Here is a 25,473-nt window from a genome sequence, read left to right as displayed (position 1 = left end):
GCAGCCTCGGGTATGAGGTCTCAAATGGCAAGAAAACAGCAGGAGCCCGTCCATGTCGTATCATCGCACCGCTTTTGCGGCATTGTTCGCGGCCGTGTTGCCAGCCGTCAGTTGGGCGCAATCAGAAAGCGCACCGTCTGAGGCGCTGTCCGTCGAATTGAACACAGCGCAGAATGTGGGCAATGCCTGCCGTCTGACGTTTGTGGTGCAGAACGGAACAGGGGTCTCAATCGACAAGGCCGTGTTCGAGACTGTGATTTTCGACACGGAAGGCGGCGTGGTCAGCCTGTCTCTGTTCGATTTCCGAGATCTTCCGGCGGATCGCCCGCGCGTACGGCAGTTTGATCTGCCGGGAAGGGATTGCGCGCAGGTGGGCCGAGCCTTGATCAACGGTGCAAACACCTGCGTGGTCGACGGTGCGGATAGCACTATCTGTCGCGATACGCTCAGCCTCAGCAGCCGGGTCAAAGTGGAGCTTTTGGGATGAACTTCTTGGGCACTTTGCGTGAAATTCTGGCGCTCGGCGGGCCGGTGGTTGGAATCTTGATTGTGATGTCGGTTCTGACGCTTTCGGTCACGCTGTATAAACTGTGGCAGTTCGCGGCTTGTGGCGTTGGTCGCCACAAGGTTCTGTCCGAAGCTCTGGCCGCATGGGACGCAGGGGATCGCGCCGCGGCGCGCACGCGGTTGAACGACAGCAGCAGCTACCTTGCGCCCATCGTAGGGGCCGCGATGGATGGGGTGGACGTCCCCGGCGTGGATGACCGTCTCGATGCCGAGGCCGGTCTTGCCCTTGCCGGGTTGGAGCGCGGCTTTCGACTGCTGGACACGGTGGCGCAGCTTGCCCCGCTGCTTGGCTTGTTTGGAACAGTGCTTGGCATGATCAACGCGTTCCAGAGCCTGCAAACCGCCGGTTCCTCGGTGGACCCGTCGCTGCTGGCCGGTGGTATCTGGGTCGCCCTTGTGACAACGGCTGTAGGACTTGCGGTGGCGATGCCGACCTCGATGGTTCTGTCCTGGTTGGAAAGCCGCACATCGCGTGAGCGGGTCTTTGCGGACAAAGCGCTTCGGACGATTCTGGTGCCCGGTCACGCGCTGCAAACAGTGTCCGGGGCACGGACCCAGAGCGCCGCCGCCCCCGAACATGCGTAACACGGCGCCCTTTGTCAGACGCCCTTTGTCGATGACGCCGTTAATCGACGTCATCTTTCTGTTGCTGCTGTTCTTCATGCTCTCATCCACATTCTCGCGATTTGCTGAGATCGAATTGACGCAGGCCGCCGCAGGTAGTGGCGCGGGCTCGGTACCGGCGGACAGAGTGTTCCTGCAGCTTGGCCCGGATCGGTTGGTGCTGAACGGGGCCTCGATCAATCTGGATGATCTGCTGACGCAAGTTGAAACCGGGCAGGTTCTGATCAGCCTCGACGCTGATACCTCGGCGCAGCGTCTTGTCGATTTATTGGTCCCTCTGCGAGGCCGCGACGGGTTGACCGTCACGGTGTTGGAGTAGGCCGATGATCCGCCAGACACCACAGCGCCGCAGACGCGACTCCACAATCCCGCTGATCAATGTGGTGTTTTTGATGCTGGTCTTCTTCCTGATCGCCGGCACGGTGGCTCCCCCTTTGGACCCCGATCTTGAGCTTGTGGACACTGCAGAGTTGGAGGGGCGTGAGCCGCCGGACGCGCTGGTCCTGCATGCGGACGGATCGCTCAGCTTTCGCGGGCAGGCCACTGATGCGGAAACATACATGGCGGATCATGAAGGCGAAGAGGTCCGCATCGTGCCGGACCGCGCGGCCTCGGGGCAGCGTCTGATAGAGGTGACGGGAACGCTGCGGCGGGCAGGGGCGAAGTCGGTCTTTCTGGTCACCCAGCAGGCGATCGAATGATCCGAACTTCGGCCATCATCGCCGCAGTGGCCGTTCTGGTTTCGCTCTTGGTGCATATTCTGGGGCTGAGCATGACCACTGCCAGCTTGACCCATTCGCCGAGCATTGCGGGCGATGACGAAGATGCGGTGACTCTCGGCACGGCCTTTGAGGATTTGGCCGAACGGGTACCCGAGCCGATCGAGCCAGAAGAAGCGGAGGTGCCCGAACCTCCGGTCGAAACCTCGCCTGAGCCTGAAGAAGCGGAGATTCCGACAAGCGAAGCTCTGGTTGCTTCGCCCGATCCGCAAGAGCAGACTTTCGCGCCCGACACCGGCGCCTCCAATGGCGGTCAGGCCGAGGTGCCAGAGCCGGAGGTGACCGAATCCGTTGACCAGTCGGAGACGCAAACGGCAGCAAGTGATGAGGTCGACGCAACGCCCTTGGCCGAGCCATCTGATGTCGTCGAAATCCCGCCAGCCAGTGCCGCAGAGCCGGTTGAGCCGGTCGAAACGCCAAAGGCTGAGCAACTGGCCGCGTTGCCGCCCGTCGAGGTTGCGCCTGTGCCGCTGGAACAAGAGGCTGTTGAGCCAGAAATCGCGGTGGAGCCTTTACCGGAAGAAGCCGAACCTGTGGAGGACAGCGAAGGCACCGAGCAGGCGGTGGCAACTTCCATTCGACCGCGTTTGCCCAATCGGACGCCCCCGGACGAGGTTCAACCTGCGCTGCCCGGCACGCGGAATTTCGATAACCTGAAATTCCCAGAACAAACCATTGAATCCCCACTGGCGGCCTATCAGCGCGAAGGGGTTGACGCGTTCACCCGCAATGACCGGGGCAACCAGTCCGGCGGGCGAGGGCCGGGCAATTCCACCACGACCAACTATGCCGGACAAGTTCTGGTGCATCTGAACCGCGCGCCTCAGGTCTACGCGCCGGTTCGCGGCTATGCGCAGGTGTTCTTTCAGATCGACCCGGATGGCTCATTGGCCTGGGTCGAGGTCATCACTAGCTCGGGCTCGGACCAGGTGGATCGGGCTGCGAAGGAGCAGGTCAGGGGGGCCGCACCTTTCCCGCCGCCGCCCGGTGGCGTCAGCCGCAAACTGTCCTTTTACTACCAGAACGGCTGAGCCTAGCGCGGTCCGCGCCGTTGCTGCGCACCGCCATCTTTGCGCATGGTCAGGCCAATCCGTTTGCGGGGGACGTCAACCTCGACAACGCGTACCTTCACGACCTGACCGGTTTTGACAACCTCATGCGGGTCCTTGACGAACCGATCCGCCAATTGACTGACATGGACCAACCCGTCCTGATGAACGCCGATATCCACGAAGGCCCCGAAAGCGGCTACATTGGTTACCGTTCCCTCCAGCAGCATGCCAGGTTTGAGGTCGGTGATCTCTTCTATGCCGTCCCGGAACGAGGCGGTGACGAAGCTGGGGCGCGGGTCACGGCCCGGTTTTTCAAGCTCGGCAAAGATATCGCGCACGGTGGGCAGGCCGAAGGTCTCATCGGCGAATTGTTCAGCCCGCAAGCCCTTCAGCGCCCCGTCATGCCCCATGATCTGACGGATATCCCGACCGCGGGCAGCGACCACGCGGCGGGCGACGTCATAGGCTTCGGGGTGGACTGAGGACGCATCCAGCGGTTCCACTCCATCGCGGATGCGCAGAAAACCTGCGCATTGCTCAAAGGCACGTGGGCCAAGGCGGTCGACCTTCAGCAAGTCTTTGCGGGACTGGAATGCACCATTGTGATCTCGGTGCTGCACGATGGCCTCGGCCAAACCGGGACCAAGGCCCGACACATGCGACAGCAGTGGGGCCGAGGCGGTGTTCAGGTCGACACCAACCGCGTTCACCACATCCTCAACGACCGAGGCCAGCGACTGGGACAGGCGATGCTGGTCCACGTCATGCTGGTATTGCCCGACGCCGATGGATTTCGGTTCGATCTTCACCAACTCGGCCAACGGGTCTTGCAAACGGCGCGCGATTGAGACCGCGCCGCGCAGGGATACGTCCAGATCCGGGAACTCTCGCGCGGCCAGTTCCGACGCGGAATAGACCGAGGCTCCGGACTCGGACACGACCGTTTTAGTGGGGGCTTTGACCGATTTGGGCAGCAGGCTGAGCGTGTCTGCGACCATCCTTTCGGTTTCACGGCTGGCGGTGCCGTTGCCGATGGCGATCAGTTCGATCTGATGGGCCGAGATCAGGTTGAGGATCGCCGCCTGCGCCCCCCGCAGATCGTTTTTCGGCTGAAACGGATAGAGCGTATCCGTTGCCACAACCTTGCCTGTCGCATCCACCACGGCGGCCTTGACGCCGGTTCGAATGCCCGGATCCAGACCCAGCGTGGGCCGCGCGCCCGCCGGGGCCGCAAACAGAACATCCTTGAGGTTGCGCGAGAACACCTGAATCGCCTCATCCTGCGCCCGGCTGCGCAGGTCGGCCATCAGCTCAACCATCATGGAAAGCGACAGCTTGACCCGCCAGGTCCATCCTGCAACCTTGCGCAGCCATTTGTCGCCGGGGCCGTCGCCGCGGGTCTGCAAGTGCGAGGCAACAATCGCCTCAGCCCGCGCCGCGCCCGCCTCGGGCTCAGGGGCGATATCCAGCGTGACGATCCCCTCTTTCGAGGCTCGCAACATCGCCAGCGCCCGGTGCGAGGGGGCGGTCGCCCAAAGCTCAGCATGGTCAAAGTAGTCGCTGAACTTAGCGCCCTCTTTTTCTTTTCCCTCAACGAGTTTTGACGACAAAAGCGCCTCTTGCTGCATGAAATTGCGTAGCTCACCCAGCAGAAGGGCGTTTTCCGTCAGCCGCTCGGTCACGATGTCACGGGCGCCGTTCAGTGCGTCCTTGGTCGTTTCGACAGCCTCGGACAGATAGCCCTGAGCAAGGGCTTCCGGGTCGGCATTGCGGTCGGTCAGAATAGCGTCGGCCAGCGGCTCCAGCCCGTTTTCGCGGGCGATCATCGCCTTGGTGCGCCGCTTGGGTTTGTAGGGCAGGTAGATATCTTCCAGCTGCGCCTTGGTCTCGGCCCCGGCGATGGATTTCGCCAGATCGTCCGACAGTTTTCCCTGATCCTTAATCGACGTCAGGATCGTCTGCCGCCGCGCCTCTAGCTCTCGCAGATAGGTCAGCCGGTCCGAGAGGGTTCGTAGCTGCGTATCGTCCAGCCCGCCTGTCGCCTCTTTGCGATAGCGGGCCACGAAGGGCACAGTCGCGCCTTCGTCCAGCAACCGAACGGCGGCTGAGACCTGATCCGCGCGCGCGTTGATTTCGGTGGCGATTGTGCGGGCGATACGGTCCAAGGGGGCCTCCTGATACTGGGTCGGAAGGACTTCTTAGACAGCGTTTTGGCAGAGGGGAAGAGGGTCAGTGCATTGGGGCAAGATTTCCTGAAACGGTCTGCCCCTTCGCCTGCGTGCGAGGCCCGGCCGCTGATCCGGCCGGGCGTTGGTGTGCCTTAGAGGCACTCAGCCAATGTGTTTGCCATATTGCGCAGAAGTTGAGGATAGAGCGCCGTGCCGGGTTCAAGTTCGGCGCCAAGTGGGTCGATCACGGCGGTGTTGGCCTCGGACCCTTCCATGACTGTTGCGATCAGGCCGGGGTTGAACTGCGGCTCGGACAGAACGCAATCAATCCCTTCCTCTTTGATGCGTCCCTGAATTTCCGCAATGCGTGCAGGGCTTGGATCGGATGCATCGCCGATCGAGATCGCTCCCGAGGCCGAAAAGTCGAACGCGTTTTCAAAATACTGGTAGGCGTCGTGGAACACAATGAAGTTGCCGCCTTTGACGGGGGCCAGCGTTTCTGCGATTTCGGCTGAAAGCGCCTCCATCTCTGCTCGCGCAGCGGCTGCGTTTTCAAAGTACTTACCAGCGTTTTCAGGGTCAGCAGCCGAGAGTTGAGCGGCAATCACGTTCAGCCATGTTCCGGCGTTTGCAGGCGACAACCAGGCATGCGGATCGTGTTCGCCATGCGCGTGACCTTCGTGGTCGTCATGATCATCATGGTCTGCATGCTCTTCATGGCCATGGTCGTCATGCGCGTGGTCATCTTCCTTGTCATGGTCGTGATCATCGTGACCATGTTCATCCTTGTGATCGTCGTGATCGTCATGCGCGTGTTCATCTTTGTGATCGTCATGATCATCATGCACATGTTCGTCTTTGTGATCATCGCCACGATCTTCATGACCTTGATCGTCATGATCCTCGTCATCGCCGTGATCATGCGCTTCGAACAGCGCGTCCTCGCGGAAGTCCAGTAGAGTGGTTCCGTCCGCGTCCAACAGCGTTGTTACAGCCGCGCCGCCAGCGAGCGTTTCCACGGCGTTTTCCATCCACGGTGTCAGATCTTCGCCGATCCAGAAGACCAGATCCGCCTCTTGCAGAGCTGCCGCCTCGGACGGGCGCAGGTTGTATTCATGGGGCGAGGCACCCGGCTGAACAATCAGGCTGGGTTCGCCCACGCCGTCCATCACACGGGCCACAAGCGAATGCACCGGGGCAATGTCAACGGCCACATTCGGGACGTCAGCCATGGCGGTTCCACCCAGCAATGTAGCGGTGATCGAAATGGAAAGGAGGTTTCTGGACATTGGACCCTCTGTGTGATTTTATAACATTTAATCGCGGCATATATGATATAAGATAACATGACAAGTCAGAGGCAACAGAACTTGACCAGCGAAGCTGCGCCCGTGGGGTTCCATGATCATGACCACGTGTCCTGCGTGGAAACCGGCCTTGCCATGGCCGAGGCAAAGTGCAGCGCCGAGGGGCTGCGCCTGACACCAGTGCGCCACAAGGTGCTGGAAATGCTGTTGCAGGAACACAGGGCACTTGGCGCCTACGCCATCCTTGATCGCTTGCGGGACGAGGGGTTCGGCTCGCAGCCGCCCGTGGCCTATCGCGCCTTGGATTTTCTGGTCGAAAACGGGTTTGTCCATAAGATCGAACGCCTGAACGCGTTTGTGGCCTGCGCCCATCCGGGGGCGACGCATTCACCTGTCTTCATGATCTGCCGTGGCTGTGATGCGGTGGCCGAGGCATCCTCGGCCGTCGATAGCGGGGCCCTAGGCGATGCCGCCCGCGCCGTGGGTTTTGAAATCGAACGTACTGTAGTAGAAGCCGAAGGTCTCTGCTCTGACTGCACCGAAAAGGCCTAGCAATGTCCCTTGTCACCGTTGAAGACCTGAGCGTGAGCTACGGGGCCAATACCGTGCTGCGCCATGTCCATATGATCATCGAACCCGGTGAGATCGTGACAATTGTCGGGCCGAACGGGTCCGGCAAAACAAGTTTGTTGCGCGCAATTATCGGGGCCATCAAACCTGCAAAGGGGCGCATTACACGTAAACAGGGCCTGCGGATCGGTTACGTTCCGCAGAAGCTGCATATCGATCCGACCCTTCCCATTTCAGTCGAGCGCTTTATGCGCCTGACCAATCACGTCAGCCGCGCCCGCTGTGCAGAGGCGCTTGAGGAAGCAGGCGTTCCCGATCTGTTGAAGCAGCAGATGACTCAATTGTCCGGCGGGCAGTTTCAGCGCGTGCTGCTGGCGCGTGCCTTGATCAACCACCCGGACATCCTTTTGCTGGACGAAGCGACACAGGGTTTGGATCAACCGGGTTCAGCGGCCTTTTACCGGCAGATTGAAACCGTGCGCCGCGAGACCGGCTGCGCCATTTTGATGATCAGCCACGAATTGCACGTGGTCATGAGCGCCTCGGACCGGGTGATCTGCCTGAACGGTCATGTCTGCTGCGAAGGCTCGCCGGCTGTTGTGGCCTCAGCCCCTGAATATCGCGCCTTGTTTGGGACAGGGACCGGAGGAGCGCTGGCGCTGTACCGACATGACCACGATCATCATCACGACCACGATCATAGCTCTCAGGACGCTGCAGAATAATGCTGGATGACTTTATGACCCGCGCGACACTGGCCGGGATTGGTGTGGCTTTTGCGGCGGCTCCGCTGGGATGTTTCGTGGTCTGGCGCCGAATGGCCTATTTCGGCGACGCAACCGCGCATGCGGCCATTCTGGGCGTTGCGCTGTCGCTGACCTTCCAGATGTCTATTTTCGCGGGCGCATTGGCCGTAGCTCTGCTGATGGCGTTGACGGTTACGTTGCTGTCCGGGCGGGGATACGCGATGGACACACTATTGGGCGTTCTAGCTCACTCTGCACTGGCCTTTGGCTTGGTTGCCGTGTCATTCTTATCGGGAGTCCGCATTGACCTGATGGCTTATCTTTTCGGCGATATTCTGGCCGTTTCGCGCACGGATCTCGCCGTGATCTGGGGCGGGGCGGCACTGGTCGTTGCCTTGATCGGCTGGCGCTGGTCGCAGCTATTGACCGCGACCCTGAACGAAGAGCTGGCCTATGCCAGCGGCTATGATCCAAAGCGCGAGCAATTGATCCTGACCTTGTCTCTGGCGGTAACCGTTGCGGTGGCAATCAAGGTCGTGGGCGTTCTTCTGATCGCAGCTTTGCTGATCATTCCGGCGGCCGCTGCGCGCAGCCTTGCCCGATCGCCCGAGTCCATGGCCTTGATCGCCGCGGCCATCGGAGCGGTTTCCGCCGTAGCCGGTTTGCGGGCGGCTTACGTGTTCGACACACCTGCAGGGCCGTCAATTGTGTGCGTCGCGGCAATCCTGTTTGCCTGTTTCAGCCTGTTGGGATGGAAAGGTCACAAGCGCTAGAGCGCCTTACCTTTCATTGAAGGCCCGCTCCAAAGTCAGTTGGACCGGTTTCAACAGATAGCCGAGAAGCGTCTGCTCACCCGTTGTCATTTCAGCCACCACGGTCATACCCGCCTGCAGCGGACGGTTGAACGCGCCGGTGCCGATTGTTGAGCCAGCCAGGACGAAGGAGGCTCGAAAATAGGTCTCGCCCGTTTGTTCGTCTGTCATGGGCAGGGGATGAACCGATTGCAACCGCGCCTCGACCTTACCAAAGCGGCGGACATCGAATGTATCTATGCTGATCGCCACCGAGTGTTCCAGGGCCACATGCCCAACCTCGGAATTGGGAATGCACGCCTCGACCATCAGGGTCTGCCGGGTCGGAAGCAGTTCATTTAGGGTTTCACCGGGGGCAATCACCTCACCGGAATTGGGCGAGGCCACCGACTGAATCACGCCACGCACCGGAGCGATCAAGCGCAGGTCGGCAAGCCTGGCCTCTACGAGTTTCTGTGAGGTCTGCAACTGGTGGCGTTCGTGTTCCAGCGCGTTGATGCGGGTCAGCACGTCCTCTCTCAGCGTCAGCGCCTCTTCTGCGAGGGCCGCCTTTGCAAGGGTCAAAGTGTTTCGTGCCTCGGCGGCGCGGACACGGGCGTCCTCGGCAGCGGCGCGCATGGCGTCGACTTCGTCTTCTTCTTCCAGAAAATCATTGAGAGATTTCAGTCCCTGTGTCTGCAGCTTCGCGTAGCGATCCAGACAGGCCCGACATGTCGATCAGCACCGGGTTTCACGCCAAGTACTTCGAAGCCGACCACAGCTTGACGCGACTTGAGGATGCGAATTGGGACGCCCCCGCCACGCATCAGGAGGGCACAACGGAGATTAACTACGAAGTCACCCACGGATCCTTTTGGAAAGATGGTTCGCTAAATACGTTCGGCGTTGAGATAACCGTGACGGTACAGGTTTCGGAGGGCGGGACGTTCTCCTTCCATCTCGGTGCGGACGAAGGTGCGGTACTTTTTGTTGATGGTGTGCCGGTCATCAATGATAAAGATTCTCATGGATATCAAACGCGGTCGGGCCAGATTGACCTTGAACCCGGAGCGCACACTATCGAGGTTCGCTACTTTAAGAATTCGGGCCAAGCAGGCCTGAAACTGGAATGGGACGGTCCCGGCCTTGACGATCGGCAGCTTGTTTCGGCCCCGGATGTCGCGCAGGCGCAGGTTGTGGTCGGGACTCCGCTGGCTTTCGATATCGACACAGCAGCTTTGGAACTTGGCCATGATAGCCTGTTTTCCCTGAACGGATTGCCACCGGGAACGCAGGTTGAAGTAGATCGTCAGACCCATGTTGCCGGTGCAGGCGGCAACTTGGAAATGGAAGGTTGGCAGGGGGACTTGCTGATAGTACAGCCTGCATTCGATTTCTTGGGCCCTATTGATGTGGCGGTACGTTCCTCCACACCAACCGAATTCGGTGGTAGCCAGAACGCTGTCCAGACAGTGTCATTCGAGGTTCATCCGCCGCAGGTTTTTGCCCCGACTGCGCAAGTGAATGGAGGATTTCAGGCCAGTTACTTCGACGTGGAAAGTAGGTTGTTGAAATTGGACGACATTGATTGGAGTGCCGACCCGACACATCAGGAAATCGTCTCTGAAATTCACTACAAAAACAGTGCCGACTCGTTCTGGGAAGGCGGGTCGAAAGACACATTTGGCGCCCGCTTGGAGGGGCGCGTTTCGGTCGAAGAAGGCGGCACCAACACTTTCTTTGCCGGACGGGATGATGGCGTCGTATTGTTCGTCAACGGTGTCGAGGCGATCGAGAATGATGACTTGCACGCTTATAGGACCCGAGCCGGTCAGATCGAACTCGACCCCGGCACCCATGATATTGAGGTCAGGTAATTCGAAAACTACGGGCATGCTGCGCTAAAACTGGAATGGGATGGCCCTGATACCGAGGGTCGCGCCTTGGTCCGGGCGGACCCTGGGCTGACGATTGAAGAAAACGGGACCTTGGCGCTTGGCATTGACCTGACCGATGCCAGCGATCAGGCGGCTGCGGCAATTGAGGGGTTGCCCGCCAACAGCCTGATTGTCGGCGCCGAGGCGGCGGTGATGTCGGATGGTGGGCCGGTTGATGTGAGCGGTTGGGATATCGGTTATCTTGAAATCTCGCCGCCCCCGGGGTTTGAGGGCGCAATTGATGGCCAGATCGTGATCTCGGATACCGGCTTTAACGGCGCGCCGGTGACATCGACAACCGCATTTTCGATGGATGTTGGTGATGTTGATGCGCTTACGAAACTCGATGCGCCGGATGAATTCGCGTTTTTTGCGAATGCCTCGGGCAACGGGGACGTAGCATCTTGGGATGCTGATTCATCCGATGCTTCGCAAGACGACACAGACGATGTTCTGAATGAGGTCGTAATCTTGCCCTCACACGCCGAGATCACGAGCGTCGAGACGGAGGCCTATGAAAGGGTCGATTGGTGGTACGTGGCTGGGTTATTCAGACGTGGTTATGAAAAAATAGACCCATTCGCCTTTGAATTCCGGGTCCTTGGCGCGGGCGTCGGCGACACGATCTTTGAGGAATTCAAGGTAAGGTCCCGCCGGTTCGATCAGGGGTCTTTCCTCGTCAAAGAGGGGCCTCGACGCCGCAAAGGCCACCGCGATCTCTTGTCCGTATGGAGGGCCGATGGTGATGAAAAGGCCGGGGTCGCCTTGTTTTTCAGCGCCAACTTTAAATGCAGACTTGGCGGGTGTTCTGGCAAGCGGGACCGATGCGTTTGGACTTAGGTGTATGACCTGACCGTCGGCGTCGAAATAGTCGACATAAACATAGGCGTCGTAGTCGGCCCCGGTCAGATCAAGGACCAGTTGCTGACCTGAAGCGTAGCGAAACTCTCGCGTATGTATATCATCGCCCACCAGCAGGGGGTTGGTGATCTGGTCGGTCGATTGTGGCAAGCCCACATCCACGATCCCGCTAAGCGCGCCGCATTGGGGTCGGGGAAGGATCAGCAGATTGTCGGTGACCTGAATATTGGCCCCCATCTGCGCCTGAAGCGCCGACATGACAGGCCCGCGAAGGCCGTTTTCTGGGATATGACCGATCAGTTCGAGGGTATTTGTTTCTGGGCGGAACTGCACCTGAAGGCGTGAGCACGGTACCTGGGCCAGCAGGCCGTCTATACCATCACGCAGGTCTTCAGCCGCCTGGCCCGCATCTTCGGGGCGCGTGAAACTTTGAAAGGCGGCGAGGCTTGCGGGATCAATCGGGGAATCGCCGGTTGCTGAAAACACATCGGCCGCCTTGGCCTTTGGGACGTCCGGTTGGGTTTGGGTCAAAGCGACGGGCCGCGCCTGTACGGCCTGAGCGGCATCGAAGGAAGGTTGTGTCAACGCCACCGTATCCGTTGGCGCGCGGTTGGATGACAGCGTGGTCGTCGGCAACTCGGCCGAGGCCAGAGTTACCGGAACCGCCTGTTTGGCAACGACAGACTGCGGCTTGTCCGGAACGGCCGCCAGAGCCTGTGTTTGGCTGGCCACCTGGTCGCTGGCCGCGAGGCTTAGGGCATTCGCGGCAATCTCTGGGGCCGAGGATTGAGGAATAGCGCCCTGCGCCAATTGCGCGCCGCTTGTTTCTTCGGTTGAGGTCGCCTTTGCATCCGGTTGCGCTTGCGCGGCGGTGCTTTGTTTCACCTGATGGGCCGAAAGCTGCATCCGTGTCTCCGGTACGGGCTGCTCGATCACGGGTTCAGGCTCAGTGGCCCAAAGCAGAACGACCGCAGCCACGGCGTGAATTGTGACCGAGCAGAACAGCGCGACGCCCCATATCAGCGGAGTGCGCGTCACCGGACCGGACCCGGAGGTGTAACGACCAGCACCACATCCCGTGCGCCCATCGCCTCGAACGTGGCGATTAAGGGCAAGACCTCGCGCAGGGCGGCATCCTGATGGGCGTTGATGCGGAGCAGCAGGTCGGGCTGTTCGGACAGCGCCTCCTCGACCGATAGCGCGATCTGATCCGCGGAAAGTTCTGTTCCGTCCAGGGCCAATTGGCCATCAGCGCTGACCGACAGGGTCAATCCACCAGCTGGCATATCCGCTCCGGATTGCGACACCGGCAGGGTCACGTCGAATGGCGCGGTGGCGTCCATGCGTCCGATCAGCATGAAGAAGACCAGTAGGAAAAAGACGACATCTATCAGGGCGATGATGGTTTCGGGGTGATGGCGCGGGGCGGGACGAGTGATCCTCATGGGCGCGCCTCGAGCCGGACCACGCGCATATTGGTCACGCCTGCGCGGGTGACTACGTCCATGACGGTGACCAGCGCCTGCATGCGGGCGCTGCCGGTTGGTAGAACGATCACCGGAGTTGCCGGGGCCTGGGCTATTCTATCGGACAACAGTGCCTCAAGGTCTTCAGAGGTCAGCGCCTGCCCGCGGAAATAGGGCGCGCCGTCGCCTCCGATCCGGATCACTACGGCGCTGGCGGGTTCACCTGAGGTGCCGGAAGGTGCAGGGCGATCCGATTGAGCCAATGCCGGGATCATGTCGAGGTTCAGATAGGTCGAGGTCACCATGAAGAACACCAGCAGGATCAGCATCACGTCGATCATCGGCACCAGCGAGATCAGGGGCCGTGTCGGTCTGCGTCTGTTCAGGCTAAGCTCGGCGGACATGTGTTATCCCCTATTGCGTGCCGCGTTCCTCTATCACCATCAGCTGCCCGACCGCGTTCTCAATCGCCTGAGCGCCCGCTTCTGCGCGGCCCGATAGCAGCGATGCGCCGACAGCGGCGGGGATGGCGACCAACAGACCGGCGGCGGTGGTCAGCAAGGCCTGCCAGATCCCGCCCGCAAGGACCGAGGCATTGGCCGCGCCTTGCGCCAGCTCCAGCTCCTGAAACGACTGGATCATACCGGTTACAGTCCCCAACAGACCAAGCAGGGGTGAGATCATCGCGATCAGCTCCAGCACGCGAATCCATGTGGTCATGGCAGCGAATTCCTGATTGCCGCGACGTGTGAGTTCGGCCATCAAGGCGGGCCCCTTGAACCCATCGTTCAGCGCTTGCATAGCATAGGCGCAGACGCGATCAGCCGGAGACTTCCCCGCAGCGACGGCGGCCTGTGCCGCCTGCTTGTCGCCCTTGGACCATTGTACCAGCGCCGTGTCTCTCGCGCCTCCGCCGGACCGAACCGGGGCCAGTTGCATCGCTTTGATGACAATCAAAGTGACCGAGAGCAGCGACAACGCGCCAAGAATTGCGATGATTGGGCCTCCTGCGCCCAGTGTCTCAAGCCCGAACATGATCTATTGCGCCAGATTGGCTGAGGTCTTGCTGCCCAGCGCCAGCAGCGGGAAGCAATCCAGAGGCTCGGCGTTCTGGGGCTTGCAGGCCGGCAGGTCATGCAGCAGCACCTCCGAGATATTGGAGCATTCAATCTCGGGGATTTCGAACAGTTTCAGTACGGTGCGTTGAACGGGCAGGGGGGCCGCGTCGATGGACAGCAGCCGGTCGATCACACCATTGCTGTCGAGGATGGCCAGCGACATCTCGAAGTCTTCGAAACTGTTGTCCGTCTGGTTGCGGAACAGGAAGAACGCGCGGCATCCTCCGCCATCGGCGGGTTCGAATTTGTTCAGCTCGATGCCAAGGCGGCCCTCATCGGCCTGCGCGGTTGCGGCCATCAGTGTTAATGCAACTGCGCCGAAAAGCGATTTTTTCATCTTCCTACCTCTGCTGCCGGTCGTTGAACCCAGATGCAATGTCTCTTGCCCGTGGGTCTTTGCCCTGAACATTGCAACAACGGGGGGCATGCGGGAAGATAATTTTTTGTTAGGTGGCATTCGCAGTGGAAAATTGGGCTTGCACCAACGTAAACAAACGGTACGACCGTTCGGGAATATGTGTATATTGGGCGCGACCTGGTCTGCGCATTGCGACCGATTAACCACACAAACCGCAGAGGAAACTGGAAGTGTTTGCGAGTTTCGCCATCATGTGAACTAATTCATACACAAGATTGCAGGCGCTGCTGTAAGCGATTCAACAAGAACAACAAGCTGCGATCGAACAGGACGGTATTGGGAATAAAATGGACCTTTCATCTTATCTGGAGCCCAGAGACGACGAACCCCCCAGCGGAGAAAATCTGGAATACGATCCGGCCTTTACGGACCTTGAGATCGCGGCTCAGCCGGGCGAAGAGCGTCAGATGGGCGATGAGGTCGTCGCGGCCGAAGAACAGGACTGGCGCGATGTCGAGGAGAAAGCCCTGGCCGTCATGGATAAAAGCCATGACATTCGCGCCGCGATCTATCTGGCCGAGGCTGTTTTGCACACCAAGGGTCTGCCCGCCTTTGCCTCGGCCGTGGGCTATGTGAAAGCCCTGCTGGAAGACAATTGGGATACCTGCCACCCCGAGCTGGACGAAGACGACGGTGATGCCACCATGCGCATCAATGCGGTGCGCGGTTTGGCATCGTCTGATCGGATGGTGCGCGCCTTGCGTCGGACCGCTTTGACAGACAGCCGCATGTTCGGTCGGATGACCCTGCGCCATCTGGATGTTGCAGAGGGTCGCATCAATATGCCCGCAGATCTGGACGACGCGCCGGATGAAACCGGGGTTGCCGCAGCGTTCAAGGACACGGATGACGAGGTGTTGGAGGCAAATGCCGATGCGGCGTCTACGGCTCTGGACGATGTCGAGGCAATTGATGCTGTTTTCGGCGACAAGACCCCCGGTGAAGGTCCGGATCTGACGCCTTTGTCTGATGCGCTGAAAAGCATCAAGCAGGCGTTGGCCAGCTATGCCGATGTGGGTGAGGCTGAAGAAGACGATTCCGGCGACGATGACAGCCCAAGCAGCCCGTCAGTTGCCTCTGCTGCGCCGATGGCGTCGGGCGGCGGTGGCGGTGGGGCGATCAACACGCCCGAGGATGTCACCCGGATGCTGGAACGCATCATGGACTACTATGCCCGGTGCGAGCCCTCCAGCCCGCTGCCTATTCTGCTGGAACGCGCCAAGCGCCTTGTGAATGCCGATTTTCTGACGATTATCGAAGACATGGCAAAAGAGGGTCTGGACGAGGTGCGCCAGATCGGCGGCATAAAAGAAGACGACGATGACGATTATTGATCCGTTTGGGCGCAAGCCGAAAACCGGATTTAAAAGAAACACTGATGGATGAATCGAGGAGCATCAGATGGCTGACAGTTCACAAAAATTTATAGCCCGGAACAGGGCTCCGAGGGTTCAGATCGAATATGATGTTGAACTCTATGGTGCCGAAAAGAAGGTCCAGCTGCCCTTTGTCATGGGCGTCATGAGCGACCTTGCCGGGAAATCCGAGGTCGAGCAGCCCGCCGTGGCCGACCGCAAGTTCCTGGAAATTGACGTCGATAATTTCGACGACCGGATGAAGTCGATGGCGCCGCGCGCGGCCTTTACCGTGCCGAACACCCTGACGGGTGAGGGCAATCTGGCTGTCGATATCACATTTGAAAGCATGGATGATTTCAGCCCCGCCGCGATTGCAGCGAAGGTTGAACCGCTCAAAGAGCTGCTGGATGCGCGCACTCAGCTGTCCAACCTGATGACATATATGGATGGTAAAACCGGGGCCGAGGATCTGATTACGAAGATCATGCAGGACCCGTCGCTGCTGAAGACATTGGCAGCCCAGCCCAAGCCGGGCGGTGATGCCGCCGAGGAGGAGTAAAAGATGGCCGAAGAAGAAGCCAAGGTAGAAGCCGCCGAAGGCGCAACAGCATTTGGGTCCTCGGAATTCGAGGCGCTGTTGACCAAAGAATTTCGCCCCAAGTCGGATCAGGCGAAAACCGCTGTTGAAAGCGCGGTCAAGACGCTGGCCGAACAGGCGCTGGCCAATACTGGCCTGATCTCGGACGACGCTTTGCGGTCGATCGAAGGTATCATCGCCGAGATCGACAAGAAACTGACCGAACAGGTCAACCTGATCCTGCATCACGAAGATTTCCAGCAGATGGAAAGCGCGTGGCGTGGTCTGCATTATCTGGTGAACAACACCGAAACCGACGAGATGTTGAAAATCCGCGTGATGAACATCTCGAAGAAGGACATGCACAAGACCCTGCGCAAGTTCAAAGGAACTGCATGGGATCAGTCGCCCATTTTCAAAAAGCTCTATGAAGAAGAGTTCGGCCAGTTTGGTGGTGAACCCTATGGCTCGCTGGTAGCGGATTATCACTTCGACCACAGCCCGCAGGATATCGAGCTACTCGGCGAGATGTCCAAGATCGCCGCAGCCGCGCATGCGCCGTTGATCACCGGGGCCAAGCCCAGCCTGTTCCAGATGGACAGCTGGTCGGAACTGGCCAACCCGCGTGATCTGACCAAGATCTTCCAGACACCGGAATATGCCGCATGGCGGTCGCTGCGCGACAGTGAAGATGCGAAATATGTCGGTCTGGCAATGCCGCGCTTCCTCGGTCGTCTGCCTTATGGCTCGAAAACCGAACCGGTTGAGGAATTCGCGTTCGAAGAAGACACCAGCGGTGCAACCAGTGACAAATATAACTGGGTCAACGCGGCCTATGGTATGGCGGTGAACATCAACCGGTCCTTCAAGGAATACGGGTGGTGTTCGCGCATTCGCGGCGTGGAAAGCGGTGGCACGGTCGAGGGCCTGCCCGCGCATACATTCCCGACCGACGATGGCGGCGTGGACATGAAATGCCCGACCGAGATCGCGATCTCGGATCGTCGCGAGGCGGAACTGGCCAAGAACGGCATGATGCCTCTGATCCACCGCAAGAATAGCGATTCGGCGACCTTCATTGGCGCGCAATCGCTGCACAAGCCGGCGGAATATGATGATGCGGATGCAACCGCGAACGCCAATCTGGCCGCGCGCTTGCCCTATCTGTTCGCGACCTGCCGATTCGCGCATTACCTGAAATGCATGGTGCGTGACAAAGTTGGCTCGTTCAAAAGCCGTCAGGATATGGAGTCTTGGCTGCAGGGCTGGATCAACCAATACGTGGACTTCAACGCCGATATCTCGGCCGAAGCGGAAAAAGCACGTAAGCCTTTGGCCTCGGCCGAGGTGGTTGTGGAAGATGTCGAAGGCAATCCAGGCTACTACACGTCCAAATTCTTCCTGCGCCCGCACTATCAGCTGGAAGGCCTGTCGGTCTCTCTGCGTCTCGTATCGAAACTTCCGTCCGAAAAAGCTGGATAAAGGTCAAAAAAATTGGCGGCATGTGATGTGTTTCACTGCCGCCGTCACGACCCTCCGGTAAACCGGGTTTAGAAACTAGAAAAGAGGAAGGCTAAAATGGAAAACGTATTTGTACAGATGGACTTCCCGGGCGAAGCACGGGAAAAGCAGCACAAAGATTGGATCGCGGTTAAGTCGATCTCGTGGGAGGTTGAGCGGACGCTGGACATGTCCGACATGGGTACCACACAGCGCGGCTATGCCAACGCGAATTTCGGCAAAGTGACCCTGAACACCGAGCTCAGCAAAGCGTCCGCCAAGATCATGACCTATGTCGCGTCGGGCAAGTCGAACTCGGAAATGCTGATCCATATGTGCCGGTCTGGCGATGACGAAAAGAAAGGCATGGAGCCTTATCTGATCATCAAGCTGCGTGACGCGATCGTGGACAGCTACTCGGTAGATGGCGGCGAAGATTCGATCCCGTCGGAAACCTGGACCGTCGCGTATCGTGGCATCTCGGTTAAGTACAAGATCGCCGACTTCAAAACCGGAAAGCTCAGCGACTGCAACGAGTTCCTGTGGAACCTGGAAACCGGCGACGTCAGCTAACGTTTCAAACGACTACAGGTCCCGGTGGCATTGGCCGCCGGGGCTTTTGCACTTTTTCCATACTGACTGCGCGAGGGTTACATGACGCCGGAAGAGCATCTTAAATCAGGCGATCTGGCGGCCACATTGGCCACTCTGCAAGATAAAGTCCGTGCCAATCCCGCAGACGCCAAGCTGCGGATTTTTCTGTTTCAGCTGCTCTGTGTAATGGGCGACTGGAAACGCGCCATCACCCAGTTAAAACTGAGCGCGGAGATGGATGAAGCGGCCACGATGATGGCCAAAACCTACCGCGAGGCCATAATTTGCGAGGTTTATCGCGAAAAGGTTTTCGCGGGTGAAAAGACCCCGATGATTTTTGGTGAGCCGGAAGAGTGGCTGGCCCATCTGATCGAGGCACAGAAACTGACAGCTGGCGGGCATTTCGACCAGGCCGCCGAGCTGCGCGCAAAAGCATTTGACGCTGCGCCCGCGACATCCGGTACGGTTAATGGCGAAGCGTTCGAATGGATCGCGGATGCCGATATGCGGCTGGGGCCGGTCCTCGAAGTGATTGTGAACGGCCGCTATTTCTGGCTGCCGTTTTCCCAGATCGTACGGATCGACATCGAGCCGCCCAGCGACCTGCGTGACGCGGTCTGGACAGCCTGCACGCTGACGGTTGCCAGCGGAGGGGAACTCGCTGCCCTGATCCCAACACGCTATGCCGGGTCGACCGAGCAGGGCGATGATGCTGCCCGTCTGGCACGGGCGACCACTTGGGTCGATGCCGGCGGTGAAACCTTTGTCGGGCTGGGCCAACGTTTGCTGACAACAGACGAGTCCGACATCGCGCTTCTGGATATTCGCGAACTGGTTCTGGACGTGGCGGCCGGTGCCGGGGAAACGGCGGGAGATGGCTGAGAAGACCCTTGCCGAACGCCTGCAACCCTCGCTTCTGGATCGTTTGACGGATGACGCGCCGGATCAGTTGAAAGAGGGGCGGGATACCCGCGTGATCGACGTCGGGCGCCTGCGCGAGATCATACAGCGCGATCTGTCCATGCTGTTGAACACTACCGATCAATCCGATCTGATTGATGAGGATGTCTATCCTTATGCCTCCAAGTCGGTCCTGAACTACGGCATCCGCCAGACTTCGGGCTCTTTCTCGACCCTGCGACAAGCCCAGCGCATTCAGAAGTCCATTGCCGATTCTATCGAAGTGTTTGAACCTCGGATCGTGAAAGGCTCGGTCGCGGTCGAATTGCGCTCGGAAAAGCAATCGGGCGAGATGCATGTGGACTATGACATCCGTGCGGTGATGTGGGCACAACCCATGCCTCTGGAATTGTATCTGCGCAGCCGGGTCGATGTGACCACCGGCGAAGTCTCGATCGAGCGGAGCTAGGCGCGATGGATACACGGCTTCTGAAACACTACGAAACCGAACTGGCTTTCCTGCGCGAAATGGGGGCCGAGTTTGCAAATGCCTATCCCAAGATCGCCTCTCGTCTGGGGATGGAAGGGATCGAGGTTGTCGACCCTTATGTCGAACGTCTGCTGGAAGGCAGCGCGTTTCTGGCAGCTCGGGTTCAGCTGGAACTGGACATGCAGTTCCCAACTTTCACCTCGAACCTGCTCGAGATTGTCTATCCGCATTACCTGGCCCCGACACCGTCGATGATGGTAGCGCAGATGGAGCCCGACATCGGGAATGCCGCCCTGAAAGAAGGCTACCCGATCCCGCGCGGCACCACTTTGCGCGCGCGCCTGGCCGAGGGCGAACAAACTGCGTGTGAGTTCACCACCTCTTCTGACCTAACCCTCTGGCCGATTGAAATCACCGAAGCCGAGTACATTGACGGCCGGGGAGAGCTGGTGGCTGCCGGGGTGGCGCGCGACACTGACGCGCGCGCTGGTATTCGCCTGCGTTTGAATCGCACCGACGGTGAGCCGATGGCCGAACTGGGAATGGACAGCCTTGTGCTGCATCTGGACACCCAGAGCGGCAAGGCTTGGGCCCTGCATGAGTTGCTGGCCACCCAATGTGTTGGGCTGACGGGGCGTTCGACTGACCGCCGCGCGGACTGGACCACCCGGCTGACGACTGCGGAAGTCGTGCCCAAAGGGTTTGACGCGGATGAGGCCCTGTTGCCAACCCCGCGCCAGTCCTTCGACGGTTATCGCCTACTGCAGGAATATTTTGCGATGCCGGAACGGTTCCTCTTTGTGGAACTGACCGGCCTGCGACCCGCGCTCGAAAAATCGGCGGGCACGGATGTGGATATCTACATCCTGTTGCAGGACGGGATGCGCGATGTCGCCCCCGCCGTGACCCCTGCGGCCTTTGCCCTGAACGCGGTGCCTGCGGTGAACCTGTTCCACCGCCGCTGCGACCGGGTGCATATCACCCAAATGGACACGCAGCATCATGTCGTTCCGAACCGCACTGCGGGTCTCGACTATGAAATATTTGGGATTGAACGCGTCACCGGTATTCAATCGGATGAAGAGGGGGATATTCCTTTCCGCCCTTTCTATAGCGACACTGACCTGACGGCTGCGGGCGACAATCACTCGGCTTATTACACGATCAAACGCCGGATGCGGCAGCGTAATGAAAAGGAACGACTGCGGGGCGTGCGGACCTCGTATCTGGGGTCTGAGGTTTACCTGACTTTGGTTGACCGGGCGCAGGCGCCTTATCCCGGATCGTTGGAGCAATTGGCGGTTGAGGCGCTATGTTCCAACCGTGATTTGCCCCTCTTGCTAGCCGCAGGCGGCGATGACGTCTTTCACCTGCCGGATGGTGGTCCGGTAAAGACAATCCGGACGCCGGTGACACCCACGCGCCCGCATGCGACCTTGGCTCAGGGTGATGCTGCGTGGAAACTGATCAGCCATCTCAGCCTCAATTACCTGTCCATTGCCGGCGACGGGAAAGAAGGTGGGGCGGGCGCTTTGCGCGAATTGCTTGGTATTTATGCCCCGCTCGGCAACCGCGTGACCGAGAAACAGCTTGAGGGCGTAGTCTCGGTCACCAGCCGGCCCATCGTGCGCCGGATGAGCGACGAGGTCCTCAGCACGGCAGTGCGCGGGTTGGAGATCACGCTGGGATTTGACGAAAGTTTCTACGAAGGCACCAGCGTCTATGTGCTGGGCGCGGTGCTCGAGCGGTTCTTCCGCAAATACACCACGATCAACAGCTTCACGGAAACCGTGCTGAAAACTGAACGACGAGGAGAGATTGCCAGATGGCGACCAGCGGCCGGACTGGGCAGGATCATCTGAGCCTGCTGGCCGCGCTGGCGGCTGATCCTGAAAGGCATCACGTCTTTCAGGCGTTACGGGTGATCGAAGCGCATTATGCGGATGCGCCGCGCCTGGGTGAATCGCGTCGCCCGCGCGAGGATCGCGTGCGTTTGGGGCAGGATGTCTCACTGGCCTTTCCGCCCAACACGCTGACGCGGTTTGAACCGGCGACCGACGGCGCGCCGGGCAAGCTCAACAATCTGTTCTTTGGCTTTTTTGGTCCGCAAGGCCCTCTGCCTCTTCACCTGACTGAGTTCGCCCGCGACCGCCAGCGCAACCACCGTGACCCGACCTTTGTGGCCTTTGCCGATATGCTGACTCACCGGATGATGAGCCTGCTCTATCGCGCCTGGGCCGCGGCAGAGCCTGCCCCCAGTTTTGACCGGGGCGATGATCCGTTTGAACAGCGCGTGGCGGCGCTGGCTGGATTCAAGGGTGCGGACTATAGCGACCGCGATGCGATGCCAGACATGCTGCGCCGTTTCTTTGCGGGGCATCTCGGGTCAGGGACGAAAACAGTCGAAGGCCTGATCGCGATCCTGTCAGACTATTTCGGGGTCGAATCTCATGTGCAGCAATTCGTCGGCTCGTGGTTGGAGTTGGAGCCGGACGACACTTGGCAGCTCGGCTCTCCAGCGCGATTGGGGCAATCCACTAGCATCGGCAACCGCGTCTGGTCGCGCGCGGCCAAGTTCCGCATTCGCATCGGGCCTCTGTCGCTTGAAGACTATAAACGCCTGTTGCCCGGCGGTGTTTCTCAGGAACGGATGGAGGCGATCATCCGCACCTATGCCGGTGACACGTTGGATTGGGAGGTCAATCTGGTGCTGGCCGGTGATGAGGTGCCGCGCGCCTCGCTGGGTGGAACGACGCAGCTGGGTCATACCAGCTGGATAAGAACCCGCGATGATCCTGAACAGAACCGCCCGGATGCGGACGATCTGATCCTGTATCCCGGATATGTATCACAAGAATTCGAGGCCGAAGAACTGGCCCATAACGAGAGGTATTGAAGATGACGGAAATCAGCCGCGTATCGCTGTTCGGCAAGCTGAACAAGCTGGGCTATCAGGCCATTGAAGGGGCCACCGTATTCTGCAAGATGCGGGGCAATCCGTATGTCGAAATCCAGCATTGGCTGCATCAGATTCTGAACGGCCAGGATAGCGACGTTCACCGCATCATCCAGCATTACGATCTGGATCCGGGCAAGATTGCATCGGAGCTGACGCGCAGCCTGGATATGTTACCGCGCGGGGCGTCCTCGATCTCGGACCTCAGCGATCATTTGATGGACGCGATGGAGCGCGGCTGGGTTTGGGGCTCGCTTTTGTATTCGGACAGCAAAGTGCGGACCGGGTATCTGATCCTCGGCATGCTCAAGACGCCTGCTCTGCGCAACATTCTGGCCAGCATGTCGCCGGAACTGGCAAAGATTGGTGCCGATGATCTGGCCGAAAGCTTTGGAGAGGCCACGGATGGCTCGCCCGAGGATACGTTGGGCGCGCAGGATGGCTCGAACGTGGGCGGTGGCGCCGAGCCCGGTGAGGCCAGCGGCGCAATGGCCCCCGGCGCGATGGGCAAGGGTGAGGCGTTGGAGCAGTTCTGCACAGACCTGACCGAACAGGCCCGCAATGGTGAGATTGACCCGATTGTGGGTCGGGACGAGGAAATCCGCCAAATCGTCGACGTGCTGATGCGTCGCCGTCAGAACAACCCGATCCTGACCGGTGAGGCGGGCGTTGGTAAGACCGCCGTGGTCGAAGGGTTTGCTCTGCGCATTGCGCGCGGCGACGTGCCGCCGGCGCTGAAAGATGTGCGCCTGTTGGTTCTGGATGTGGGTCTGCTGCAAGCGGGCGCGTCAATGAAGGGTGAGTTTGAAAACCGCCTGCGTCAGGTGATTGATGAGGTTCAGGCCAGCCCGACTCCAATTGTGATGTTTGTCGATGAGACTCATACGTTGGTCGGGGCTGGGGGCGCTGCCGGAACGGGCGACGCGGCCAACCTGCTGAAACCGGCGCTGGCGCGTGGCACGCTGCGCACCATCGGCGCGACCACTTGGGCCGAGTACAAGAAATACATCGAAAAAGACCCGGCTCTGACCCGCCGTTTCCAAGTGGTGCATGTCGAAGAACCCGATATTCCAAAAGCGGTTCTGATGATGCGCGGCATCGCCTCGATGCTGGAAAAACACCACCGCGTTCAGGTTCTGGACGAAGGGATCGAAGCGGCTGTGACGCTGTCCGCGCGCTACATCCCGGCGCGGCAACTGCCGGACAAATCGGTCAGCCTGTTAGATACGGCCTGCGCGCGGGTCGCGGTATCTCAGCACGCGGTTCCGGCCGAGGTGGACGACAGTCAGCGCCGGATTGAGGCGCTGACCACCGAGTTGGAGATCATCGAACGCGATGAGACCGCAGGCTATGACGTGGCTGACCGGCGCGAGGCCGTGAATACCGCGAAAGAGGCGGAAGAGGCGCGGTTGGCCGAACTCAACGGGCGTTGGGAGGCTGAAAAGAAAGTGGTCGAAGAAATCCTCGACCTACGCGCCAAGCTCCGCGCTGGCGGGCAAGAGGTCGAAGGCACCGGCACTGCCGAAGGCGAAGCCGCGACCGAAGAGGCTCCAGACGCACAGCCCATCGACCGTGATGCTCTGCTTGCCGAGTTGAAAGCCAAGAACGCCGAGTTGGAAGAAGTGCAGGGCGATAGCCCATTGATCCTACCCATCGTCGATCATCAGGCGGTGGCGAGCGTTGTTGGCGACTGGACGGGTATCCCCGTGGGCCGCATGGTCAAGGATGAGATCGAGACGATCCTGAACCTCGAAAACCGTCTGGCTCAGCGTGTGATTGGTCAGGATCATGCGATGAAAATGATCGCCAAGCGGGTTCAGACCAGCCGCGCGGGGTTGGACAATCCGAACAAGCCTATCGGTGTCTTCATGCTGGCAGGCACCAGCGGCGTTGGTAAGACTGAAACCGCTCTGGCACTCGCCGAGGTGCTGTATGGCGGCGAACAGAACGTCATCACAATCAACATGTCCGAATACCAAGAGGCGCATACCGTAAGCAGCCTGAAGGGCGCCCCTCCGGGCTATGTCGGCTATGGCGAAGGTGGCGTGCTGACCGAAGCGGTGCGGCGCAAACCCTACTCCGTCGTGCTGCTGGATGAGGTCGAAAAGGCCCACCCCGACGTGCATGAGATCTTTTTCCAGGTCTTCGACAAGGGCGTCATGGAGGATGGCGAGGGCCGCGTGATCGACTTCAAGAACACGCTGATCCTGCTGACTTCGAATGTCGGTACCGAGATGATCATGGACATGTGCGCCGATCCGGACTTGATGCCTGATCCGGAAGGCATGGCCAAGGCACTGCGCGATCCGCTGCTGAAGGTGTTCCCACCAGCGCTGTTGGGTCGTTTGGTGACGATTCCCTATTATCCGCTCAGCCCCGAGATGCTGGGCGAGATTACAAAGCTACAACTTGGCCGAATCAAGAAGCGCGTCGAATCTGCTCATGGTGTACCATTCGAATACACCGACGCCGTGGTGGACGAGATCGTCAATCGTTGTCAGGAGCTGGACAGCGGTGGTCGTATGATCGACGCGATCGTGACCAATACAATGCTGCCGGATATATCGGCAGAATTCCTAAAAAGAATGATGGAGGGCGAAGAAGTTTCCAAAGTCGTGATCGACGTCACAGACGGGGACTTCACTTACGGGTTTGATTGAGCGCAACGCATGATGCGTCTGACCGAGAAAGGGG

26 protein-coding genes are annotated in these 25,473 nt (G+C 59.5%); 18 read left to right on the top strand and 8 right to left on the bottom strand.

Features of this window, described 5'->3' with window-relative positions:
- The first annotated feature begins 52 nt into the window (after nt 1–52).
- The 5 genes from ACR0JF_RS08660 to ACR0JF_RS08640 are packed head-to-tail and all read left to right on the top strand — an operon-like array spanning nt 53 to nt 3,001.
- The gene (locus ACR0JF_RS08660) at nt 53–487 is read left to right on the top strand and encodes a hypothetical protein (RefSeq protein WP_170659042.1); all 435 of its coding nucleotides are present in this window, start codon (nt 53–55) and stop codon (nt 485–487) included.
- Nucleotides 484–1,152: a MotA/TolQ/ExbB proton channel family protein gene (locus ACR0JF_RS08655; protein ID WP_170747459.1), complete on the top strand. Its 669-nt coding sequence runs from the start codon at nt 484–486 to the stop codon at nt 1,150–1,152. Before ACR0JF_RS08660 ends, ACR0JF_RS08655 begins: the two co-directional genes overlap by 4 nt.
- Nucleotides 1,153–1,183: 31 nt before the next feature.
- Nucleotides 1,184–1,510 carry a biopolymer transporter ExbD gene (locus tag ACR0JF_RS08650; RefSeq protein WP_170659044.1) on the top strand — a complete coding sequence of 109 codons (327 nt, stop codon included), beginning with the start codon at nt 1,184–1,186 and terminating at the stop codon, nt 1,508–1,510.
- 4 nt (nt 1,511–1,514) lie between these two features.
- Entirely contained in the window at nt 1,515–1,892 is a 378-nt protein-coding gene (locus ACR0JF_RS08645) for an ExbD/TolR family protein (protein ID WP_170659045.1), read from the top strand.
- Complete coding sequence (locus tag ACR0JF_RS08640) at nt 1,889–3,001, top strand: TonB family protein (RefSeq protein ID WP_170659046.1); 1,113 nt, start codon at nt 1,889–1,891, stop codon at nt 2,999–3,001. The genes ACR0JF_RS08645 and ACR0JF_RS08640 overlap by 4 nt, the downstream gene beginning before the upstream one ends.
- A 2-nt stretch (nt 3,002–3,003) precedes the next feature.
- Here the strand turns inward: ACR0JF_RS08640 and ACR0JF_RS08635 are convergent, their stop codons facing one another.
- Both ACR0JF_RS08635 and ACR0JF_RS08630 read right to left on the bottom strand, forming a co-directional pair.
- A complete protein-coding gene (locus tag ACR0JF_RS08635) occupies nt 3,004–5,187 on the bottom strand; it encodes a Tex family protein (protein ID WP_170659047.1) in 2,184 nt (727 codons plus the stop codon).
- 155 nt (nt 5,188–5,342) lie between these two features.
- Nucleotides 5,343–6,479 carry a metal ABC transporter solute-binding protein, Zn/Mn family gene (locus tag ACR0JF_RS08630; RefSeq protein ID WP_170659048.1) on the bottom strand — a complete coding sequence of 379 codons (1,137 nt, stop codon included), beginning with the start codon at nt 6,477–6,479 and terminating at the stop codon, nt 5,343–5,345.
- Between the two features lie 57 nt (nt 6,480–6,536).
- Between ACR0JF_RS08630 and ACR0JF_RS08625 the strand changes: the two genes are divergently transcribed.
- From ACR0JF_RS08625 to ACR0JF_RS08615, 3 genes are read left to right on the top strand one after another with little or no spacing between them, the layout of a single operon-like run.
- A complete protein-coding gene (locus ACR0JF_RS08625; protein ID WP_170639726.1) occupies nt 6,537–7,049 on the top strand; it encodes a transcriptional repressor in 513 nt (170 codons plus the stop codon).
- Between the two features lie 2 nt (nt 7,050–7,051).
- The gene (locus ACR0JF_RS08620; protein ID WP_170526947.1) at nt 7,052–7,792 is read left to right on the top strand and encodes a metal ABC transporter ATP-binding protein; all 741 of its coding nucleotides are present in this window, start codon (nt 7,052–7,054) and stop codon (nt 7,790–7,792) included.
- Nucleotides 7,792–8,586 carry an iron chelate uptake ABC transporter family permease subunit gene (locus ACR0JF_RS08615; protein WP_170643304.1) on the top strand — a complete coding sequence of 265 codons (795 nt, stop codon included), beginning with the start codon at nt 7,792–7,794 and terminating at the stop codon, nt 8,584–8,586. Before ACR0JF_RS08620 ends, ACR0JF_RS08615 begins: the two co-directional genes overlap by 1 nt.
- Nucleotides 8,587–8,592: 6 nt before the next feature.
- On the opposite strand, the gene ACR0JF_RS08610 is transcribed toward ACR0JF_RS08615, so the two are convergent.
- A complete protein-coding gene (locus tag ACR0JF_RS08610) occupies nt 8,593–9,243 on the bottom strand; it encodes a beta-barrel domain-containing protein (protein ID WP_170659049.1) in 651 nt (216 codons plus the stop codon).
- 92 nt (nt 9,244–9,335) lie between these two features.
- Between ACR0JF_RS08610 and ACR0JF_RS08605 the strand changes: the two genes are divergently transcribed.
- Nucleotides 9,336–10,481 carry a PA14 domain-containing protein gene (locus ACR0JF_RS08605; protein ID WP_170659050.1) on the top strand — a complete coding sequence of 382 codons (1,146 nt, stop codon included), beginning with the start codon at nt 9,336–9,338 and terminating at the stop codon, nt 10,479–10,481.
- Between the two features lie 606 nt (nt 10,482–11,087).
- Here the strand turns inward: ACR0JF_RS08605 and ACR0JF_RS08600 are convergent.
- Genes ACR0JF_RS08600 through ACR0JF_RS08580 form a run of 5 tightly spaced genes read right to left on the bottom strand, consistent with a single transcriptional unit; the run spans nt 11,088 to nt 14,323 of the window.
- On the bottom strand, nt 11,088–12,440 hold the full coding sequence (locus ACR0JF_RS08600; protein WP_170659051.1) for a DUF4384 domain-containing protein: 1,353 nt from the start codon (nt 12,438–12,440) through the stop codon (nt 11,088–11,090).
- Nucleotides 12,437–12,847: an ExbD/TolR family protein gene (locus ACR0JF_RS08595; protein WP_170659052.1), complete on the bottom strand. Its 411-nt coding sequence runs from the start codon at nt 12,845–12,847 to the stop codon at nt 12,437–12,439. Before ACR0JF_RS08595 ends, ACR0JF_RS08600 begins: the two co-directional genes overlap by 4 nt.
- The gene (locus tag ACR0JF_RS08590) at nt 12,844–13,272 is read right to left on the bottom strand and encodes an ExbD/TolR family protein (protein WP_170378449.1); all 429 of its coding nucleotides are present in this window, start codon (nt 13,270–13,272) and stop codon (nt 12,844–12,846) included. Before ACR0JF_RS08590 ends, ACR0JF_RS08595 begins: the two co-directional genes overlap by 4 nt.
- 10 nt (nt 13,273–13,282) lie before the next feature.
- Complete coding sequence (locus tag ACR0JF_RS08585; protein WP_170659053.1) at nt 13,283–13,903, bottom strand: MotA/TolQ/ExbB proton channel family protein; 621 nt, start codon at nt 13,901–13,903, stop codon at nt 13,283–13,285.
- 3 nt (nt 13,904–13,906) lie between these two features.
- Nucleotides 13,907–14,323: a hypothetical protein gene (locus ACR0JF_RS08580; protein ID WP_170659054.1), complete on the bottom strand. Its 417-nt coding sequence runs from the start codon at nt 14,321–14,323 to the stop codon at nt 13,907–13,909.
- A gap of 368 nt (nt 14,324–14,691) precedes the next feature.
- On the opposite strand from ACR0JF_RS08580, the gene tssA reads away from it, so the two are divergent.
- The 9 genes from tssA to tssH all read left to right on the top strand — a co-directional run bounded on the left by tssA (nt 14,692) and on the right by tssH (nt 25,439).
- Nucleotides 14,692–15,738 (top strand): type VI secretion system protein TssA, encoded by a 1,047-nt coding sequence (gene tssA / locus ACR0JF_RS08575; RefSeq protein ID WP_170659055.1) that lies wholly within the window; start codon nt 14,692–14,694, stop codon nt 15,736–15,738.
- A gap of 67 nt (nt 15,739–15,805) precedes the next feature.
- Nucleotides 15,806–16,321, top strand: coding sequence for a type VI secretion system contractile sheath small subunit (tssB, locus tag ACR0JF_RS08570; RefSeq protein ID WP_170747460.1), 516 nt, complete (start codon nt 15,806–15,808; stop codon nt 16,319–16,321).
- Nucleotides 16,322–16,324: 3 nt separating this feature from the next.
- A complete protein-coding gene (tssC, locus tag ACR0JF_RS08565) occupies nt 16,325–17,821 on the top strand; it encodes a type VI secretion system contractile sheath large subunit (RefSeq protein ID WP_170378432.1) in 1,497 nt (498 codons plus the stop codon).
- Nucleotides 17,822–17,917: 96 nt separating this feature from the next.
- A complete protein-coding gene (locus ACR0JF_RS08560) occupies nt 17,918–18,412 on the top strand; it encodes an Hcp family type VI secretion system effector (RefSeq protein WP_170378430.1) in 495 nt (164 codons plus the stop codon).
- 81 nt (nt 18,413–18,493) lie between these two features.
- On the top strand, nt 18,494–19,315 hold the full coding sequence (locus ACR0JF_RS08555; protein ID WP_170659057.1) for a type VI secretion system accessory protein TagJ: 822 nt from the start codon (nt 18,494–18,496) through the stop codon (nt 19,313–19,315).
- Nucleotides 19,308–19,802, top strand: a complete 495-nt coding sequence (gene tssE, locus ACR0JF_RS08550) for a type VI secretion system baseplate subunit TssE (protein ID WP_170659058.1) — start codon at nt 19,308–19,310, stop codon at nt 19,800–19,802. Before ACR0JF_RS08555 ends, tssE begins: the two co-directional genes overlap by 8 nt.
- A 5-nt stretch (nt 19,803–19,807) precedes the next feature.
- Nucleotides 19,808–21,685: a type VI secretion system baseplate subunit TssF gene (gene tssF, locus ACR0JF_RS08545; RefSeq protein WP_170659059.1), complete on the top strand. Its 1,878-nt coding sequence runs from the start codon at nt 19,808–19,810 to the stop codon at nt 21,683–21,685.
- The gene (tssG, locus tag ACR0JF_RS08540; protein ID WP_170659060.1) at nt 21,649–22,719 is read left to right on the top strand and encodes a type VI secretion system baseplate subunit TssG; all 1,071 of its coding nucleotides are present in this window, start codon (nt 21,649–21,651) and stop codon (nt 22,717–22,719) included. Before tssF ends, tssG begins: the two co-directional genes overlap by 37 nt.
- A 2-nt stretch (nt 22,720–22,721) precedes the next feature.
- Nucleotides 22,722–25,439 carry a type VI secretion system ATPase TssH gene (gene tssH, locus ACR0JF_RS08535; protein WP_170659061.1) on the top strand — a complete coding sequence of 906 codons (2,718 nt, stop codon included), beginning with the start codon at nt 22,722–22,724 and terminating at the stop codon, nt 25,437–25,439.
- The last annotated feature ends 34 nt before the right edge of the window (nt 25,440–25,473 follow it).

It is taken from the genome of Ruegeria sp. BG11, from assembly GCF_056538565.1.
Note: the sequence above shows the minus strand (reverse complement) of the source record. Positions and strands in the feature narration are given on the sequence as shown.

What these genes read in the sequence shown, in the direction of transcription:
- ACR0JF_RS08660 (WP_170659042.1), top strand. Translation starts at nt 53, where the DNA reads ATGTCGTATCATCGCACCGCTTTTGCGGCATTGTTCGCGGCCGTGTTG.
- ACR0JF_RS08655 (WP_170747459.1), top strand. Translation starts at nt 484, where the DNA reads ATGAACTTCTTGGGCACTTTGCGTGAAATTCTGGCGCTCGGCGGGCCG.
- ACR0JF_RS08650 (WP_170659044.1), top strand. Translation starts at nt 1,184, where the DNA reads ATGACGCCGTTAATCGACGTCATCTTTCTGTTGCTGCTGTTCTTCATG.
- ACR0JF_RS08645 (WP_170659045.1), top strand. Translation starts at nt 1,515, where the DNA reads ATGATCCGCCAGACACCACAGCGCCGCAGACGCGACTCCACAATCCCG.
- ACR0JF_RS08640 (WP_170659046.1), top strand. Translation starts at nt 1,889, where the DNA reads ATGATCCGAACTTCGGCCATCATCGCCGCAGTGGCCGTTCTGGTTTCG.
- ACR0JF_RS08630 (WP_170659048.1), bottom strand. Translation starts at nt 6,479, where the DNA reads ATGTCCAGAAACCTCCTTTCCATTTCGATCACCGCTACATTGCTGGGT.
- ACR0JF_RS08625 (WP_170639726.1), top strand. Translation starts at nt 6,537, where the DNA reads ATGACAAGTCAGAGGCAACAGAACTTGACCAGCGAAGCTGCGCCCGTG.
- ACR0JF_RS08620 (WP_170526947.1), top strand. Translation starts at nt 7,052, where the DNA reads ATGTCCCTTGTCACCGTTGAAGACCTGAGCGTGAGCTACGGGGCCAAT.
- ACR0JF_RS08615 (WP_170643304.1), top strand. Translation starts at nt 7,792, where the DNA reads ATGCTGGATGACTTTATGACCCGCGCGACACTGGCCGGGATTGGTGTG.
- ACR0JF_RS08610 (WP_170659049.1), bottom strand. Translation starts at nt 9,243, where the DNA reads ATGCGCGCCGCTGCCGAGGACGCCCGTGTCCGCGCCGCCGAGGCACGA.
- ACR0JF_RS08605 (WP_170659050.1), top strand. Translation starts at nt 9,336, where the DNA reads ATGTCGATCAGCACCGGGTTTCACGCCAAGTACTTCGAAGCCGACCAC.
- ACR0JF_RS08595 (WP_170659052.1), bottom strand. Translation starts at nt 12,847, where the DNA reads ATGAGGATCACTCGTCCCGCCCCGCGCCATCACCCCGAAACCATCATC.
- ACR0JF_RS08590 (WP_170378449.1), bottom strand. Translation starts at nt 13,272, where the DNA reads ATGTCCGCCGAGCTTAGCCTGAACAGACGCAGACCGACACGGCCCCTG.
- ACR0JF_RS08585 (WP_170659053.1), bottom strand. Translation starts at nt 13,903, where the DNA reads ATGTTCGGGCTTGAGACACTGGGCGCAGGAGGCCCAATCATCGCAATT.
- ACR0JF_RS08580 (WP_170659054.1), bottom strand. Translation starts at nt 14,323, where the DNA reads ATGAAAAAATCGCTTTTCGGCGCAGTTGCATTAACACTGATGGCCGCA.
- tssA (WP_170659055.1), top strand. Translation starts at nt 14,692, where the DNA reads ATGGACCTTTCATCTTATCTGGAGCCCAGAGACGACGAACCCCCCAGC.
- tssB (WP_170747460.1), top strand. Translation starts at nt 15,806, where the DNA reads ATGGCTGACAGTTCACAAAAATTTATAGCCCGGAACAGGGCTCCGAGG.
- tssC (WP_170378432.1), top strand. Translation starts at nt 16,325, where the DNA reads ATGGCCGAAGAAGAAGCCAAGGTAGAAGCCGCCGAAGGCGCAACAGCA.
- ACR0JF_RS08560 (WP_170378430.1), top strand. Translation starts at nt 17,918, where the DNA reads ATGGAAAACGTATTTGTACAGATGGACTTCCCGGGCGAAGCACGGGAA.
- ACR0JF_RS08555 (WP_170659057.1), top strand. Translation starts at nt 18,494, where the DNA reads ATGACGCCGGAAGAGCATCTTAAATCAGGCGATCTGGCGGCCACATTG.
- tssE (WP_170659058.1), top strand. Translation starts at nt 19,308, where the DNA reads ATGGCTGAGAAGACCCTTGCCGAACGCCTGCAACCCTCGCTTCTGGAT.
- tssF (WP_170659059.1), top strand. Translation starts at nt 19,808, where the DNA reads ATGGATACACGGCTTCTGAAACACTACGAAACCGAACTGGCTTTCCTG.
- tssG (WP_170659060.1), top strand. Translation starts at nt 21,649, where the DNA reads ATGGCGACCAGCGGCCGGACTGGGCAGGATCATCTGAGCCTGCTGGCC.
- tssH (WP_170659061.1), top strand. Translation starts at nt 22,722, where the DNA reads ATGACGGAAATCAGCCGCGTATCGCTGTTCGGCAAGCTGAACAAGCTG.